We start from the raw sequence: 13326 nt of genomic DNA, 5'->3' as shown, positions 1-13326 counted from the left end.
TGTTCGCAAGGTGGAGTGTGCCTACCGATGTGGGGAAGTGCAAAATGAATCTGATGGTTTGGTTCTACATTGTTTAAAAGCTGCCTTCAACTTTATTAAGTATTGAGTCTCGACGGACGATGCCGAGCTGAAAGCGACTATCGTTAGCGTTAAAAGTGTTATCTCCGAGGAGGAAGTATTCTCCTTCTCTTGTTGTATATAGGTTTTTTGTATAATTTTTATTTTTCGCGATAGCCGATGCTGGCAAATAGTGCACCCCAGATTGAACAAGATTTTCCGGAAGTCTTACCATTTCGTCGTTGATATAGACTCCTTCCTTTTCTAGCCTTATTGTTTCGTTAGGAAGGCCAACAATTCTAAAAATCAATAAATTGAATTGCCGAGGGTTTTTCAATGCAACAACATCCCAGCGTTTAGGTTCATAGCTAAACGAAGAAAGAATCCCTATCTCAACTTTTTGTCCATCCTTTATTGTGGGTTCCATGGATGATCCGGTCTGAATGAACTCTCTCCCGGAGGTGGGCGCACTAAAAAGTACCATGATCATCAGAACTAAACTTACCCTCATTGATATTCCTTTGAGCAAATAACGATTGTCGTATGCCAGTCTGAGGAGTGGCCTCGCAGGCGAAAGTCTCCGTGCCTTCCGAGGTTACTGGCGCTTGAGCATTATTTAAAATGAAATTCAGATAACTAAAGATGGCTAGAGAAAATATCCTTAATTTTTTCCTTGCTCAAAAAATTGGATTCTATCTTGAATGTTTCGTTATCATTGTTATTTTGGGTCATAAATACAGTAGACTTGTCTGGACCGATAAAGTAGAAAAAATCCTTATCGCTACCTGGCCAGACTCCTGAATCCCTGTTTCTCATAAAAACATATCGAAATGAGTCAATGGCTCTGATATCACACCCAGCTTCATTTTCCCCTAAAACAGATCTAAAGAAGACTTCCGGGCTACAGCCACCTGTATTTATCTCTTTATCAAGGCTAAAACCAACGATATTCTTACCGGGCTCAACGCTGTACTTCGCGATTAAAATTTCGCTATCTGTTCCAAGGTATCCTATGAGTAGCGGGTTGTTCGGAACATAAAAATCAAGATTTCCATAAACCACGCGCAAACGACTTTCATCTGCGGTTAATGAGAAAGGAAAAAATAATATAAATAAAAAAATAAAAGCCTTTTTCATATTAAATACCCCACAATGCCGCGCGAATATGAGTTTTATAGTTTGCGGAAACCTGATCTCGACACATGTTGTAGAGCGAGGTATCTCCAGACATTATTCTCTGGCCAATCTTTACTATTTCTTTGATGATGTAATTAATGCTTGGAGTGTAAGACGGTCTTGGTACTAAATCCATTGATGCAGTACATGACTGAGCTTCTGTGAGGGCTTCGTACATTACCTTTGCGGCGTGTTCGTTTACCGAGTGAGGCTGAGCTAAACCTTGCCAGAAAAAATTGATTACTGCAGCTACATATTCCCTGTCGTCTGATCTCATTCCCTTTTCCTTTTCGCAAATGACTCAATGGCATCATCCCGATGCCACGAAAATTCTATCAAGCCCGCTTAGTTAACTCCATAGATGAACCCTTAGCGGCGGCTGGGGGCAAACGGCACCGTCAACACAATCGCTTCACCTATCTCAGCAATTGCCGCATTCCGCCCTTCGAAGGAAGCCTCCGTCTGAGTCAGATACAGCGCCACAATGATAGGTTGGCGCTCAGGTGGCCAGATGACGGCCGTAATAGACCTCGACCCGAAACCTCCCGCCCCAGTTCGATCTGCGACAGTCCAGCCCTCTGGTACAGCAGCCCGAAAAAGCCCGTCCGCAACCTGGTTGCCTTCGAGCCAATCACGCAGTTGCTCTCTGGACTGTTCGGATAATGCATCACCCAACAGCAAGATTTGAAGATTCCTGACCATTGCATTTGGCGTTGTAGTGTCCCGGTTATCGCCTGGTAACGCTTCATTCAGTTCCGTTTCCCACCGGTCGAGACGCGTTACGTCGTCTCCCAAATGCCTCGCAAACGAGGTTACTGCTTCTGGCCCGCCCAATTCTCGTAAAACCAGATTTGCGGCCGTATTATCGCTCGTTGTCAGTGTGGCCTCGCAAAGATCTGACAGGGTCATCGCCTCACCACCAGCGTGCTTCTCCGTGATGGGGGAGTAGGACACGAGATCGGATTCTGAAACATGCACCTTTCTGCCGAGGTTCGCCTGTCCCGTATCGACCCGATGGAGCAGGGAGGCACAAGCCAGGGTTTTAAACGTGCTGGACATCGCAAAACGCTGATCAGCGTGATATTCCCACCTCTGGCCCGACTCCAGGTCGTAAGCAGAAAAGCCAACACGGGCCTCCAGGTCGTCAGCGACTTTCTCGACAGTTTTAATCAGGGAGTTATGTTGGTCAGCCGCGGCAACTGAGGTGAACAAGGTAAGTAAAGTAGCTGCGATAAGCTTTTGGAATATCATCAACGGTTCAACCTTCATCATGGGCTATGCGTGGCCACTAAACTGAGGGAACTCCACGGTCCCATTGACGCATTGGTTATGCCTTTTAAAAAGGAATATCGTCATCGTCTTCTTCGTTTTCTACTTCGGGAACAATGTAATGGTCATCTGTTAATTTTTCCCGCAATGCTTTGTACGAGAACCCTTTGTCTGAAATTTTTTTCCAGAAGCCTTTCCAGAGTGCTTGATGATTTAACGGCGCAGCTTTCGTCTCGGTATAGAGACCAGAAAAGAATGCTCCAATTGCGCCAGCGTTCAGTACCTGATTAATTCCATACGAGCCAGTGTTCTCTATGGCACCATTAAAAACGCTTTCTAAATCCTTGTCATTGAAAGTAGAGCTAATGGGGAGTATCAGCTGATTCCCCCTAAACTCAGCCGAATCGAAGCTGAGCGACTCAGAAAACAAATGAATAGACCTATCTTTAAAAAAGACCGAGGGGAAGGTCGCTATTACCTTGGCTTTCTCAACATCATTTAAGCGATCAATTTTTTGAAAGATCTGACTTCTTATTTCTGCGTTTATCTCAACAAGCCGGGTGACTTGGTATTTTGAGATTTCCTCAGGACTCATTGCGTTAATTAACCCTTCGATGCGCACCCTTTCTGCATGCTCAACTTTAGACCAAAGCTCATTTCTCAAACTCAGGAATGGGAATATCCGTTTGAGCCGAGTGTCATTCGCTTCCGATAGCATGCCCACCAGCTTGTTAGAAACAACTTCGTCATAGATTTCGGGATACAGCCTTTGTATCGCGCTCAAAGAAGCAGATAAACGATTTAATAGTTCCTGTGAAACGCCTGTTTCGTCGCGAAATATCCTCTTAAAGATGAGGATAGCTAGATTTCTTACACCGCTATCTTTTACTCGTCCTAAATTATTTTCTGATGAAAGCAAAGTGAACGCTTTCTCCTCATCCTCTGGAAACGAGGGTTCGTTAATCAATTCGTACAGTCTCTGAACAATTACCTTTCCCTTCACTGGAGGATGAACTAGCAGATAATTTGCTGACTGAACGATGTAGGCTAAAGCTAGTTCTGCGGGTGGAGAGAATTGACTACCATCATCCGAAAATGTCGGGTGCGCACATATATTGCGATCATCTTTTAAGCGCTCTAGGTGTGACTTTTCGATCGTTGAAATAAGTTGCAGATCATCACAAGCGATATTGAGTAGGTCTCTTTCAAAGTCCAGCATGGCCCTCGGGTCATTAGGCTGAATTTTGTCTAGCTGCTGTTCCCATTTTTTTGCCGCTGGGTCTTCACTAAGACTAAGTTCTCGTATCTTTTCGATTATATCTACGCACACGGCAATCCATGTTGCGATCAGAGATGCTCGGTATGCCCCTGTTCGGTATGCTGCAATGGATTCGTTTAGGTAATTTTTCGCGTGAACGTTACGAACATTTTGAATCAGTTCGTCCAAGTTGCTTAGATGTAATCTCAAGAATAATCCTCTCGTACACGGGTGCCGCCGAGGGAATAACAGCGTATTAGATAGCAGTCTTCACTATTGCGATTACCTGCTCGCTTCATTATCCCGCATCAATAATACAAACACGCCCATCACCGATGCCAAAAAACTGGAAAGATCATGTAACTACAAACCCAAAAAAGAAACAAGTCAGATCCAACTTAGTAATCCCAGCGGAGCCGCATTCTAACCAATAACGACGCGCCACAAACATTCCCCCCAACAAAAAGGCCTGGCAGCTTCCGCAACCAGGCCTTTTCATCACTCAGTGGTCAATCACCTCAACCGCACTTGCTGTCGCCGCAAGACAGGCAAGTAGCGCACCCGTCCATCACAATCACCGCTTTGGTGTTGCACTTGCCGCACATGGTGGCGTTGGCGGGGTAGTCGCTGCCGCTGTCGTCGTTGGTGGCTTTGTTCTGGCTGGCTTCAAACTCGGCGCGTTTCTCGGCGAGGATGCGCTTGGTGGTTTCACTCAGCTCGTCGCTTTCCAGCAGGCCAATGGCCTTCAGGTGCTTCTCGATCACGGCGCCGATTTCGGCAACCAGTGAGGGCATGAACACGCCGCCTTTCTTGAAGTAGCCGCCGTTGGGGTCGTACACGCTGCGCAGCTCTTCCACCAGGAAGGTTACGTCGCCACCTTTGCGGAATACCGCAGAGATTACGCGGGTGAGGGCGATAACCCACTGGAAGTGTTCCATGGATTTGGAGTTGATGAACACTTCGTACGGCTGCCGGCTTTCGTGGTCGGTGTCTTCGTTCAGCAGGATGTCATTGATGGTAATGTACATCGCGTGCTCAGCCACCGGCGGTTTGATCTTGTAGGTGGTGCCCAGCAAGAAATCCGGCCGTTCGATGTTTTCGTTCATCTCCACCGGCTTGGTTTCAGCCATTACCGGTGCCTGGTGCTCGTTAGGGGTTTCCGTGTCGGCTTTCTTGACTCGGTAGCCGACAATCTTGTTGCTGATTTTCACTGTCATGTTCGTTGTCCTGTCTGTCGGTTCCCGGGATCAATATTTACCGTAAGTGCCTTCTTTAAGCGCATCAAACAGGTTGGCGGCGGTGTGGGTTTCGCCGTCGTACTCTACCTGTTCGTTGCCCTTGAGGGTCACTTTGCTGCCATCATCCAGGGTGAACTCGTACAACGTGTTCTCGAGATCTTTCTCTTTAACCAGTACGCCCTGGAAGGCTTCCGGGTTGAAGCGGAAGGTGGTGCAGCCTTTCAGGCCCTTGTCGTAGGCGTACAGGTAAATGCCTTTGAAGTCCTGGTACGCGAAGTCTGTGGGCACGTTGGCTGTTTTGGAAATGGAGGAATCTACCCATTTCTGTGCCGCTGCCTGAATATCCACGTGCTGCGTGGGGGTTACATCATCGGAGGTGGTGAAGTAACTGGGCAGCTTTTTGTCTTCGTCTTCGGAGAAGGGCATAGCGCCGGGATTGACCAGATGGCGGTAGGCCAGTAGCTCGAAGCTGAATACATCCACTTTCTCTTTGGTTTTACGGCCTTCACGGATGATGTTCCGGGCGTAATGGTGCGAGAAGCTTGGCTCAATGCCGTTACTGGCGTTGTTGGCGAGCGACAGGCTGATGGTGCCGGTAGGCGCGATAGACGTGTGGTGGGTAAAACGGCCACCTTTCTCGGCCAGCTTTTTCACCAGTTCCGGCTCAACGTCGCCAATCTGCTGCATGTAGCGGCTGTACTTGGCGTGCAGCAGCTTGCCTTTGAGGATGTCGCCCACTTTGTAGCCGTCTTTGGCCAGGTCCGGGCACTTGTTCATCATCTTGGGGGTGATTTCAAACTCGTCTTCCATGATGGGCGCCGGGCCTTTCTCTTCAGCCAGGGCCAGGGACTGGCGCCAGCCTTCCACGGCCATTTCCCGTACCACGTCTTCGGTGAACTGCACGGAATCGTCAGAGCCGTAGGGCATGCGCAGCATGGCGAGGGTAGAACCCAGGCCCAGGATGCCCATGCCGTGGCGGCGCTTGTAGGTGATTTCATGGCGCTGCTCGGCCAGCGGCAGGCCATTGATTTCCACGACGTTGTCCAGCATGCGGGTGAAGATGCCCACTACCTTGCGGTACTTCTCGTAGTTAAAGCTGGCTTTGTCGGTGAACGGGTAGTCCACAAACTTGGTCAGGTTCACGGAGCCCAGCAGGCAGCTGCCGTATGGGGGCAGGGGCTGTTCACCACAGGGGTTGGTGGCGCGGATGTCTTCGCAGAACCAGTTGTTGTTCATCTGGTTAACTTTGTCGATCAGGATGAAGCCTGGCTCGGCGTAGTCGTAGGTGCTGGTCATGATGGTGTCCCAGATGAACTGGGCTTTCACCGTCTTGTAGATGCGGCAGGCAACCTTGCCTTCTTCGTTTACCACGTAGCCGTCCTGAACCGGGAAATCGCGGTACAGGAACTGCTCGGCGTTGTTCAGGTCCAGGCCTTCGTCTTCCGCTTCTTTTTTGGTGACGGGGAAGGAGAGGTGCCAGTCGTCGCCGTTGCGTACGGCTTCGATGAAGTCTTCGGTGATCAGCAGAGACAGGTTGAACTGGCGCAGGCGGCCGTCTTCACGCTTGGCCTGGATAAACTCGATGACGTCGGGGTGGTGTACATCGAAGGTGGCCATCTGGGCACCGCGGCGGCCACCGGCAGAAGACACGGTGAAGCACATGCGGTCGAAGATATCCATGAACGACAGCGGGCCGGAAGTGGTGGCGCCGGCGCCGGCGACGTAGGCACCGCGGGGGCGCAGGGTTGAGAACTCATAACCGATACCACAACCGGCCTTGAGGGTAAGGCCCGCTTCGTGGTTTTTCTCCAGGATGTCGTTCATCGAATCCTGGATACTGCCGGAAACCGTGCAGTTGATGGTGGAGGTGGCAGGCTTGTGAGCTTCCGCACCGGCGTTGGAGGTGATCCGGCCAGCCGGAATGGCACCGTTCTGCAGGGCCCAGAGAAACTCCTTCATGTACTTGTTGCGTACATTCTTGTTCTCCACTTCCGACAAGGCCTTGGCAACGCGCTCGTAGGTTGCGTTGATGTCTTTGTCGACCGCTTCGCCTGTCTTGGTCTTCAGCTGGTACTTGCTGTGCCAGATATCAAGCGACGCTTCCTGCATGGGAATCGTTGTGATCACTGCCTGTGCCTTAGCGTTCATTGCCACCCTCGGTTTCCAGTATGTCTCGTTTTGATGGTGCCGTCCCCGGCGCCATGCCCCTTTTTAGTGGTGTTGCGTTCTTACTGCCGGCCCATTTTTTGGTCAAAAACACTAGATGTGGTATTTGCCTGGCGGAAGGTGCCGCCTGTTCAGAGCCGGTGGATTGCCTTTATCTTGCTGTCGGAGTTGCTTTTGCCGGCTTTCCCGGCGCCCGCGCGGCGGGCTGTGTGGTTGTTATTTGCCCTATATATGGGCTTCTTGTTCGTGAAGTATAACAGGATATAGTGGTCTGTGAATAAGAGAGCAACTATTGAATGGGCTTTGAGTGCAAAGAAAATCAATGGAAGAATACTTGCAACGCGCAAAATCCCTGCTGTGTGGGCGTTCAGCGCGGTTTCGGGGGAATCACTAGATGTTGTGGTTAAAAAGCGTTCAGTGAAAATTGTTGTGATGTGCAAGTTTTTGTGATGTCTGCACGTATCGAGATGCGACGTGTCGGTAGAGTATGAGGGTGGCGTCGTAACACCGCAGTGGCCCACAGGAAGTGATAACTACTATAAAAGGAAAAGAATAATGAAAGGCCTGAAACCTACCATGCTTGCGCTGTGTGTTGCGGGGGCAGCCCCTGCCGCCATGGCGTTCCAGCCGTTGGATGAAATCTCGATGGGTAACATCACCGGTCAGGCGGGTGTCACTATTGAGCTGGAAACACGGCTGAATATTGATCGGTTTATCTACACCGATGAAGGGTCGCTGGAAATCAACGATATCTTCGTCGGCGGCGCCAACCGCACGGACATGTTCTCTGAAATGAATGTGAACCTGGTTGGGCAGGCGAGCGATCGCCTGGATAATATCCGCGTCAATATTGATATTGCCAGCGATGGCGATGCGATTATCAACCTTCTGCCCCTGAGCTTCAACGCGGTTGATTTCCGCATGACGACAGGTGCCTGGAATCTGACTGGCACCGATGGCAGCACCACCATCATGGATAACTTCCAGATGGACATGCTGATTGGCTCTGGCACCATCCGGGTGGATACCGCCACGGATACCCTGAGACTGTTAACGGATATCGCCATTGATGACATGGACTTTGATATTCCGTTCCTGGCCATGGGTATCCGGGATCTCCGGCTCACCGGAGCGGATTATGATCTGCAGGCGCCCCAGCCCTTACGGCTGTTCGCCACGGTGGATCTGGATATCTTCAAGGGCGCCAATGCCGCTGGCACGGAGGTTCTGGCCATTGAGATGGACAGCTTCCGGGCCGACCTGAGCATTGGTGGTGTGTTGATTGGTGGCACGTCGATTGGGTCGGTTATGCTGGACGACCTGGCGATTACCAATACCTCGATGCGCATCTACGGCCATTGATGGCTTGAGCGTTGCCTGAAAACCAAAACGGGGCCTTCGTGGCCCCGTTTTGTTTTTAGTGGAAATGAACTCAGCCCAGCAACAGGCTGTCGTCGTCCACTTCCAGCCCGCGCTGTTTCTCGAACAGACCGAGCAGATCTTTTACTTCCAGGCCTTCCCGGTCTTTACCGGCAATGTCGAACACCACCTGTCCCTGGTGCAGCATGACTGTGCGGCTTCCCACTTCCAGCGCTTGTTTCATGCTGTGGGTGACCATCAGGGCGGTCAGCTTCTGTTCTTCAATGATCTTTTGCGTGAGCTCCAGAACAAAGTTGGCGGTTTTCGGGTCCAGGGCCGCGGTGTGCTCGTCCAGCAACAGGATACTGGACGGCGTGAGGCTGGCCATCAGTAGGCTGACAGCCTGGCGCTGACCACCGGAGAGCAGGCCCATCTTGTCGCCCAGGCGGTTTTCCAGGCCCAGCTTCAGGGTGGCCAGGCTGTCCCGGAATTGCGGCAGGTACTTGCCTTTTACCGCGGTGGTGAGGCCACGGCGCTGGCCGCGCTTGATGGCCAGTGCCAGGTTTTCCTCGATGGACAGGTTCTCACAGGTGCCGGCCAGGGGGTCCTGGAACACCCGCGCCACTCGCGAAGCCCGTTTGTGGGTGGGCAGGCGGGTAACGTCCTGGTTGTCGACGATAATCTGGCCACTGTCCACCATCACCTCGCCCGACAGGGCGTTCAGGAAGGTGGATTTGCCGGCACCGTTACTGCCGATAACGGTCACAAACTCACCCTGATTAACGGTCAGGCTCATACCCCGCAACGCCGGGTTTTCCAGTGGCGTTCCTTTGCCGAAGGTGAGCCGTAGATCGGTAGCGCTGATCATAGTGCCTCCTCAGGCCTTCTTGCGGGTAAAGCGGTTGGTGAGATTGGTACGAACGCCGGGCAGAACAATTGCCAGGGTGACCAGTACCGCGGTAATCAGGTTCAGATCCTGGGCCTGCAGGCCAAGTACGTCTGCATTCAGTGCGAAGGCGATGGCCAGGCGGTAAATGATGGCGCCGATCACACAGGCCAGCAGGGCGCGCATAACGGTCGACGGTGTTAATACCGCCTCACCACCAATCAGGGAAGCCAGGCCGATAACAATCACGCCCACACCCATGGTGACATCGGCGGCGCCCTGGCTCTGGGCAAACAGGGCGCCGGCCAGGCCGACCAGGCCGTTAGACAGTGCCACACCGAGAATGATCATGCCGCCCGTGGCGATGCCCTGAGCCCGCGCCATGCGGGCGTTGGAGCCGGTGGCTCGCATGGCCAGGCCGGTTTCCGATTTCATGAAGCGCCACAGCAGCACCAGAGAGACCGCCACGACGATCAGGAACAGAATCACCGGTACCTGATGGAATTCCAGGCCCAGGGAATACCAGGGCGTCAGCACCGTTTCTTCTGATAGCAATGCGATATTCGGCCGGCCCATGATGCGCAGGTTCACAGAGTACAGCGCGATCATGGTCAGAATGGAGGCCAACAGGTTCAGGATGTTGAGTTTGACGTTCAGGATGGCTGTTACAGCACCTGCCGCCATGCCTGCCAGCGCGGCAAAGCCGGTGGCAACCCACGGGTTCCAGCCTTCCAGGATCAGAACGGCGGCTACGGCGGCACCCAGGGGGAAGCTGCCGTCCACTGTCAGGTCGGGGAAGTCGAGAACACGGAAAGAGAGGTAAATACCAAAGGCAACCAGGCCGTAGATCAGGCCGGTTTCAAGAGCACCGTAGAATGCGATTTCACTGAGCATGGGTAGTTAATCACCGTGAAAGAAAACGGGCGGGCCCTTTTGGGGTCCGCCCGTGTTGGTCAGGCGTTACTTGTCGCTTTTGACGACTTCTTTTGCGTCCTGGATGAGGTCTTCGGACAGGGTAATACCCATGCGCTCACCGGCGGCCGGGTTTACGTAAAGGTCCAGCTCTTCCATGGTTTCAACGGGCATGTCGGCGGTGCCGGCACCTTCCAGTATGCGCACAACCATGGCGCCGGTCTGGCGGCCGTGGTTGTAGTAGTTGAACCCAAGAGCGGCAACAGCACCACGCTCAACAGTGGCGGTGTCTGCCGCGAATACCGGGATCTTGGATCGTTCGCCAACGGAAATCACCGCCTCGGCGGCACTGATCACGGTGTTGTCGGTGGTCAGGTAGATGGCATCTACCTTGCCAACCAGTGACCGGGCCGCACCCAGTACTTCAGAGGTCTTGGTGGCAGCACCTTTAACCAGCTGCATGTCGCGGGCCGCCAGGCGCTCGTCGAGCAGATCGATCAGGGCGGCGGCATTCGCTTCACCGGGGTTGTAAACGGTGCCGATGCGCTTGGCATCCGGCATGATGCGCTGCAGCATGTCCAAATGCTTCTCAATAGGCAGCATGTCGCTTACGCCAGTGATATTGGCGCCCGGAGCCTCAAGGCTCTGGACCAGTTTGGCCGCTACCGGGTCTGTCACTGCGGAGAACACAACCGGAATGTTGCGGGCTGCGGCTGCTACTGTCTGGGCAGACGGGGTAGCGATGGCAACAATCACGTCCGGGCTTTCACCCACGAACTTGCGGGCAATCTGTGAAGCAATCGCTGAGTTGCCCTGGGCGCTTTCGTGCATCAGGCGTAGGTTTTCACCCACGCGGTAGCCGCGTTCGGCCAGTTCATCTTTGATGCCTTCATGAGCGGCATCCAGTGCCGGGTGCTCAACAATCTGCGTGATGGCAACTACACGGGTTTCTTCAGCCTGAACCAGGCTTGCTGCTGCCAGCAGCGAAGCGCCGATCAGGGTGCGCAAGGTCTTCTTGGCCATATGCCCATCTCCGAGTCAGTGACTGATGTCCCCGTTTGCCGGGGCGGAAAAATGAAAGTGCGCAAGTTTACCACAGGGATATAGGTTTCGGGGTAGGGATGGGCGATACTTTATCAGTTGCTATTGCGCATTTGTCTGAAATGCAGATATTTTGGTTTGGTCACGTTTTGACGTGCAGGGGTGTGTTGAAATAGGCTACGAAAGTCTAATAATACAATACCCCCCAACTATAAAGACAAACTAGGAAGGTCCATGGACACAACAAACAAACTTCCCCTCGATATGCTGTACCACTGGGAAGCCACGAAAGCTGATTCCCCTTACATGACTCAGCCGATTGGCAACGGCAAGGTGGTTGAATACACCTGGGGCCGGGCAATTGATGAAGCCCGCAGGATGGCGTCTTACCTGAAGTCCCTTAACCTGCCGGAAAAGAGCCGTATTGGTCTTATTTCGAAGAACTGCGCGCAATGGATCATGACCGACTGGGCGATCTGGTTGGCTGGCCATATTTCCGTACCCCTGTACCCGACCCTGAATGCGGATACCGTCAACTACATCCTGAACCACGCCGAATGCGAGGTTCTGTTTGTGGGCAAGCTGGACGACTGGGACAGCATGAAGCCGGGCGTTCCGGATTCCGTGCGTTGCATTTCCTACCCCCTGAGCCCGCCCAACGATTTCGAGACCTGGGACGACATCGTGGCCAAGTACCCGCCGCTGGAAGGTCAGGTGCACCGTGAGCCGGAAGAGCTGGCAACCATTGTGTACACCTCTGGCAGTACTGGTCGGCCCAAGGGTGTAATGCTCAGCTTCGAAAACATGGCGTTTGCCGCTGCTGGTGGCATTGAGACTCTGGGTGTGGGCCCCGAAGAGCGCATGCTGTCTTATCTGCCGCTGGCCCACGTGTTCGAACGTACCTTTGTAGAGTTGGGCTCTCTGTATGCCGGCTTCCATCTGTACTTTGCTGAGTCCCTGGATACCTTTGTCCAGGATCTGCAGCGGGCGCAGCCCACGCTGTTCCTGTCTGTGCCTCGCCTGTGGGTGAAGTTCCAGCACGGCGTGTTGCAGAAGGTGCCCAAGCAGAAGCTCGAGCGGTTGCTGAAGATTCCGCTGGTCAACAAGCTGATCAAGAAGAAAGTCCTCAAAGGCCTTGGCCTGGACAAGGTCAAGCTGGCTGGCTCCGGCTCCGCGCCGCTGTCCAACGATGTGCTGGACTGGTACCGCAACCTGGGCCTGGAGCTGCTGGAAGGCTACGGCATGTCTGAGAACTTTGCCTATTCGCACATGAACAAGCCGGGCCGTACCCGTACCGGTTACGTGGGCGAGGCGCTGCCGGGTGTTGAGGTGAAAATCAGCGAGCAGGGCGAAGTGTTGGTGAAGAGCCCGGCCACCATGATGGGTTACTACAAGGACGAAGAGAAAACCAAGGAAACCTTTACCGAGGATGGCTTCCTGAAGACCGGCGACAAGGGCGAGATCGATGAGATGGGCCGCCTGAAGCTGACGGGCCGCATCAAGGAGATCTTCAAGACCAGCAAGGGCAAGTACATTGCCCCTGCGCCGATTGAGAATCGTCTGATGTCCCATGACGCCATTGAAATGGTGTGTGTGTCTGGTGCCAACCAGACCCAGCCCCATGCCCTGGTGCTGCTGGGTGAGGAGATTCGCCCGAAGATGGCCGATGAAAGCTTCCGCAAGGAAATTGAAGAGAGCTTCACTCAGCTGATCAAAGACGTGAACAAAACCGTTGATCCCCACGAGCAACTGGCGTTCATTACTGTGGTCAGCGATGAGTGGTCCATCGAGAACAGCTTCCTGACCCCGACGCTGAAGCTCAAGCGTAACGTGGTTGAAGACGCCTACCAGGAGAAAGTGGATAGCTGGTACGCGAAGAAGCAGCCGGTCATCTGGCAGTAATCGCAGTAGGCACAACGCAGAAAACAGAAAGGCCCGGCAATTTGCCGGGCCTTTCTGTTTAT

General features: G+C 53.0%; 13 protein-coding genes. 3 read left to right on the top strand and 10 right to left on the bottom strand.

The features are described 5' to 3' along the window. Positions 1–73: 73 nt before the first annotated feature. The 7 genes from lepB to QUE75_RS11360 all read right to left on the bottom strand — a co-directional run bounded on the left by lepB (position 74) and on the right by QUE75_RS11360 (position 7146). Positions 74–541 (bottom strand): signal peptidase I, encoded by a 468-nt coding sequence (lepB, locus tag QUE75_RS11390; RefSeq protein ID WP_286255676.1) that lies wholly within the window; start codon positions 539–541, stop codon positions 74–76. Between the two features lie 152 nt (positions 542–693). Beyond that, positions 694–1194 carry a hypothetical protein gene (locus tag QUE75_RS11385; protein WP_286250178.1) on the bottom strand — a complete coding sequence of 167 codons (501 nt, stop codon included), beginning with the start codon at positions 1192–1194 and terminating at the stop codon, positions 694–696. A gap of 1 nt (position 1195) precedes the next feature. After that, positions 1196–1510, bottom strand: a complete 315-nt coding sequence (locus QUE75_RS11380) for a hypothetical protein (RefSeq protein ID WP_286250176.1) — start codon at positions 1508–1510, stop codon at positions 1196–1198. A 92-nt stretch (positions 1511–1602) separates the two neighbouring features. Continuing rightward, the gene (gene bla, locus QUE75_RS11375; protein ID WP_396631657.1) at positions 1603–2505 is read right to left on the bottom strand and encodes a class A beta-lactamase; all 903 of its coding nucleotides are present in this window, start codon (positions 2503–2505) and stop codon (positions 1603–1605) included. A 64-nt stretch (positions 2506–2569) separates the two neighbouring features. After that, positions 2570–3949 (bottom strand): hypothetical protein, encoded by a 1380-nt coding sequence (locus QUE75_RS11370; RefSeq protein WP_286250174.1) that lies wholly within the window; start codon positions 3947–3949, stop codon positions 2570–2572. A gap of 329 nt (positions 3950–4278) precedes the next feature. Continuing rightward, positions 4279–4977, bottom strand: a complete 699-nt coding sequence (locus QUE75_RS11365) for a TSCPD domain-containing protein (RefSeq protein ID WP_061332095.1) — start codon at positions 4975–4977, stop codon at positions 4279–4281. A 30-nt stretch (positions 4978–5007) separates the two neighbouring features. Further along, positions 5008–7146, bottom strand: a complete 2139-nt coding sequence (locus tag QUE75_RS11360; RefSeq protein ID WP_286255672.1) for an adenosylcobalamin-dependent ribonucleoside-diphosphate reductase — start codon at positions 7144–7146, stop codon at positions 5008–5010. Positions 7147–7437: 291 nt separating this feature from the next. Here QUE75_RS11360 and QUE75_RS11355 point away from each other — a divergent pair, with 291 nt between their 5' ends. Then, complete coding sequence (locus tag QUE75_RS11355) at positions 7438–7614, top strand: hypothetical protein (protein WP_286250170.1); 177 nt, start codon at positions 7438–7440, stop codon at positions 7612–7614. Between the two features lie 105 nt (positions 7615–7719). Next, entirely contained in the window at positions 7720–8526 is an 807-nt protein-coding gene (locus tag QUE75_RS11350) for a DUF6160 family protein (protein WP_286250169.1), read from the top strand. A gap of 70 nt (positions 8527–8596) precedes the next feature. Here QUE75_RS11350 and QUE75_RS11345 read toward each other — a convergent pair whose 3' ends face one another. From QUE75_RS11345 to QUE75_RS11335, 3 genes are all read right to left on the bottom strand, one after another. Beyond that, positions 8597–9391 carry an ABC transporter ATP-binding protein gene (locus QUE75_RS11345; RefSeq protein WP_061332101.1) on the bottom strand — a complete coding sequence of 265 codons (795 nt, stop codon included), beginning with the start codon at positions 9389–9391 and terminating at the stop codon, positions 8597–8599. A gap of 9 nt (positions 9392–9400) precedes the next feature. After that, positions 9401–10303 carry an ABC transporter permease gene (locus QUE75_RS11340; protein ID WP_072677142.1) on the bottom strand — a complete coding sequence of 301 codons (903 nt, stop codon included), beginning with the start codon at positions 10301–10303 and terminating at the stop codon, positions 9401–9403. A gap of 66 nt (positions 10304–10369) precedes the next feature. Continuing rightward, on the bottom strand, positions 10370–11344 hold the full coding sequence (locus QUE75_RS11335; protein ID WP_106695906.1) for an ABC transporter substrate-binding protein: 975 nt from the start codon (positions 11342–11344) through the stop codon (positions 10370–10372). Positions 11345–11596: 252 nt separating this feature from the next. Here QUE75_RS11335 and QUE75_RS11330 point away from each other — a divergent pair, with 252 nt between their 5' ends. After that, entirely contained in the window at positions 11597–13264 is a 1668-nt protein-coding gene (locus QUE75_RS11330; protein ID WP_061332107.1) for an AMP-binding protein, read from the top strand. The last annotated feature ends 62 nt before the right edge of the window (positions 13265–13326 follow it).

The organism is Marinobacter shengliensis, assembly GCF_030297115.1.
Taxonomy (GTDB): Bacteria; Pseudomonadota; Gammaproteobacteria; order Pseudomonadales; family Oleiphilaceae; genus Marinobacter; species Marinobacter shengliensis.
This window is presented reverse-complemented; position numbering and strand designations above follow the sequence as displayed.

Coding starts and splice junctions, on each gene's coding strand:
- lepB (WP_286255676.1), bottom strand. CDS start 541: ATGGTACTTTTTAGTGCGCCCACCTCCGGGAGAGAGTTCATTCAGACC.
- QUE75_RS11385 (WP_286250178.1), bottom strand. CDS start 1,194: ATGAAAAAGGCTTTTATTTTTTTATTTATATTATTTTTTCCTTTCTCA.
- QUE75_RS11380 (WP_286250176.1), bottom strand. CDS start 1,510: ATGAGATCAGACGACAGGGAATATGTAGCTGCAGTAATCAATTTTTTC.
- bla (WP_396631657.1), bottom strand. CDS start 2,505: ATGATGAAGGTTGAACCGTTGATGATATTCCAAAAGCTTATCGCAGCT.
- QUE75_RS11365 (WP_061332095.1), bottom strand. CDS start 4,977: ATGACAGTGAAAATCAGCAACAAGATTGTCGGCTACCGAGTCAAGAAA.
- QUE75_RS11360 (WP_286255672.1), bottom strand. CDS start 7,146: ATGAACGCTAAGGCACAGGCAGTGATCACAACGATTCCCATGCAGGAA.
- QUE75_RS11350 (WP_286250169.1), top strand. CDS start 7,720: ATGAAAGGCCTGAAACCTACCATGCTTGCGCTGTGTGTTGCGGGGGCA.
- QUE75_RS11345 (WP_061332101.1), bottom strand. CDS start 9,391: ATGATCAGCGCTACCGATCTACGGCTCACCTTCGGCAAAGGAACGCCA.
- QUE75_RS11340 (WP_072677142.1), bottom strand. CDS start 10,303: ATGCTCAGTGAAATCGCATTCTACGGTGCTCTTGAAACCGGCCTGATC.
- QUE75_RS11335 (WP_106695906.1), bottom strand. CDS start 11,344: ATGGCCAAGAAGACCTTGCGCACCCTGATCGGCGCTTCGCTGCTGGCA.
- QUE75_RS11330 (WP_061332107.1), top strand. CDS start 11,597: ATGGACACAACAAACAAACTTCCCCTCGATATGCTGTACCACTGGGAA.